This window comes from Halomonas faecis (genome assembly GCF_010993975.1).
Classification (GTDB): Bacteria; Pseudomonadota; Gammaproteobacteria; order Pseudomonadales; family Halomonadaceae; genus Halomonas; species Halomonas faecis.
The window spans coordinates 1-2,449 of sequence record NZ_JAACZO010000028.1 but is presented as its reverse complement, the minus strand read 5'-3'; the positions used below and the strand labels follow the sequence as shown (position 1 = coordinate 2,449).

2 protein-coding genes are annotated in these 2,449 nt (G+C 68.1%); both read left to right on the top strand.

The genetic code is table 11. The features are described 5' to 3' along the window. The first annotated feature begins 94 nt into the window (after positions 1–94). Positions 95–1,618 (top strand): IS21 family transposase, encoded by a 1,524-nt coding sequence (gene istA, locus GFD32_RS11775; protein WP_163576817.1) that lies wholly within the window; start codon positions 95–97, stop codon positions 1,616–1,618. After that, a complete protein-coding gene (gene istB, locus GFD32_RS11770; RefSeq protein ID WP_163576816.1) occupies positions 1,611–2,384 on the top strand; it encodes an IS21-like element helper ATPase IstB in 774 nt (257 codons plus the stop codon). The genes istA and istB overlap by 8 nt, the downstream gene beginning before the upstream one ends. Positions 2,385–2,449: the final 65 nt, after the last annotated feature.

Sequence of the window (2,449 nt, the reverse complement as noted above, 5' to 3'; positions counted from 1 at the left end):
TATAGAGCGACAATTACTCTGGCCGGTGGACGACAACTATTCTGACCGGTTGCCCTAAGCTTGACCGCTTGTCCTGACCCACCAGGGAGACGGTATGGCGGTCACCAGCCAACAGGTCACGCTCTACATGTCGCAACGTCAACAAGGCCAGACCCAACCCGTCGCCGCCGCCAAGGCCGGTCTCTCCGTCAGCACCGCTCGGCGCCTCGAACGTCGGGCCGAGTCCTCCGAGCCACCGGCACCTCGCCACTGGCGAACCCGACCAGATCCCTTCGCCGATGTCTGGGGCGACGTGGTCGTCCCCCAGCTGGCGGCCGCTCCGAATCTGCAGGCGCTGACGCTGCTGGAGTGGCTGCAGGAGCAGTATCCCGGACAGTACCCGGACAGCCTGCTGCGCACCCTGCAGCGCCGGGTCAAGGGCTGGCGGGCCGCCCACGGCCCGGACAAGGAGGTGATGTTCCCTCAGACCCACGGCCCCGGGCTGCGCGGCCTCTCCGACTTCACCGAGCTCAAGGGCATCACCATCATGATCGCCGGCAAGCCGCTGGATCATCGGCTCTATCACTTCCGCCTGGCCTTCAGCGGCTGGTGCTACGTGCGCATGGTGCTGGGCGGTGAGAGCTACCCGGCGCTGGCCGAGGGCTTGACCGGCGCGCTGGAGCGCCTCGGCGGGGTCCCCGCGGAGCACCGTACCGACAGCCTGTCGGCGGCCTTCCGCAACCTGGGGCGAGAGATCGAGACGGACCTCACCGAGCGTTACGCCGCCCTGTGCGACCACTACGGCATGACGGCGACCCGCAACAACCCGGGGCGTGGGCACGAGAACGCCAGCATCGAGTCGCCGCATGGCCACTTCAAGCGGCGACTCACGCAGCGCCTGGCGCTGCGCGGCTCCCAGGACTTCACTAGCCTCGATGACTACCAGGCGTTTCTCGATGAGGTGGCCGCCGCGATCAATCGCCGCAATGCGGCCCGTATCACCGTCGAGCGTGGCGCCTTGCAGCCGCTCCCCAGCCGGCCGGGCACCGACTACTCCGAGCTGACGGTGCGCGTCACCACCTCCAGCACCATCCAGGTGCGCAAGGTGCTCTATTCGGTGCCGTCCCGGCTGATCGGCGAGCGGCTGCGCGTTCACCTCTACGATGACCGCCTGGTGCTGCACCACGCGCAGCAGGAGTTGCTGACGCTGCCGCGTCTGCATGCCACGCCGGAAAGCGGGCGCCTGCGGGCGATCGACTACCGCCACGTGATCGGCTGGCTGGTCCGCAAGCCCCGGGCGCTGGCGGGGCTGACGTTCCGCAATGAGCTGCTGCCGAGTGCGGACTGGCGCGAGCTATACGCCCGGCTGACCGCCGAGTGGCCGGTCGCCGAGGCCTGTAAGCGCATCGTCGGCGCCTTGGCGCTGGCGGCCGAACAGGACCAGGCCGAGGCGATCGCCACCTACTGGCTGGGCGCCCTCAATCGCGGGGCGAGCCCCACACTGGCCGATCTGCAGGCGCACTTCGCCGCCACGCCGAGCGACACGATCCGGCTGCCCCAGGTCACCCAGCATGCGATCGCCAGCTACGACGCCCTGATCCCCGCCACACCGGCCACGGAGGTCCGCTGCCATGCCTGACGCTCAGACCCTGCCGCTGCTGCTACGTCAACTCCGCCTGCCCACCGTGGCGGCCTGCTGGCCTCAGCTGGAGACCCGCGCCCAGGCCGAGGGCTGGAGCCTACCGCAGACGCTGGCCGCCCTGTGCGAGCACGAACTGGCCGAGCGTGAGCGGCGCCGACTGGCGCGCCATCTCAAGGAGGCCCGGCTGCCGGTGGGCAAGACGCTGGAGACCTTCGAGCTCGACGCCGTCGCGGCCGACCAGCGCCGGCAGCTGAGTGCCCTGGCGGGCGATACCCAGTGGGTCGATCAGGCCCACAACCTGCTGCTGTTCGGTCCCTCCGGCGTGGGCAAGAGCCATGTGGCGGCTGGGCTCGGCCATGCGCTGGTCGACCAGGGCTACCGGGTGCGTTACGCCACCGCATCGAGCCTGGTCCAGGAGCTCCAGGCGGCAAAGCAGGCCCTGCGGTTGAGCGATGCGCTGATCAAACTCGACAAGTACGCCGTGTTGGTGATCGACGACATCGGCTACGTCAAGCGCAGCGAGGCCGAGACCTCGGTGTTGTTCGAGCTGATCGCTCACCGCTACGAGTCGGCCAGCCTTATCATCACCGCCAACCAGCCGTTCAGCGCCTGGGACAGCATCTTCCCCGACAGCATGATGGCCGTGGCCGCCATCGACCGGCTGGTGCACCACGCCACGCTGATGGAGCTGAGCGGAGAGAGCTATCGGAAACGCGCCTACCAGCGTCAACTACAAGGAGGAAAAGCCGTGTCGTCAGGCTGACGACAACTACCCCCAACCGGTCATTTTAATTGTCGCCGACCGGTCAAAGTAGTTGACGTCGCATA

Bases quoted from the DNA above. Each gene is read 5' to 3' on its own strand.
- istA (WP_163576817.1), top strand. From the start codon at position 95: ATGGCGGTCACCAGCCAACAGGTCACGCTCTACATGTCGCAACGTCAA.
- istB (WP_163576816.1), top strand. From the start codon at position 1,611: ATGCCTGACGCTCAGACCCTGCCGCTGCTGCTACGTCAACTCCGCCTG.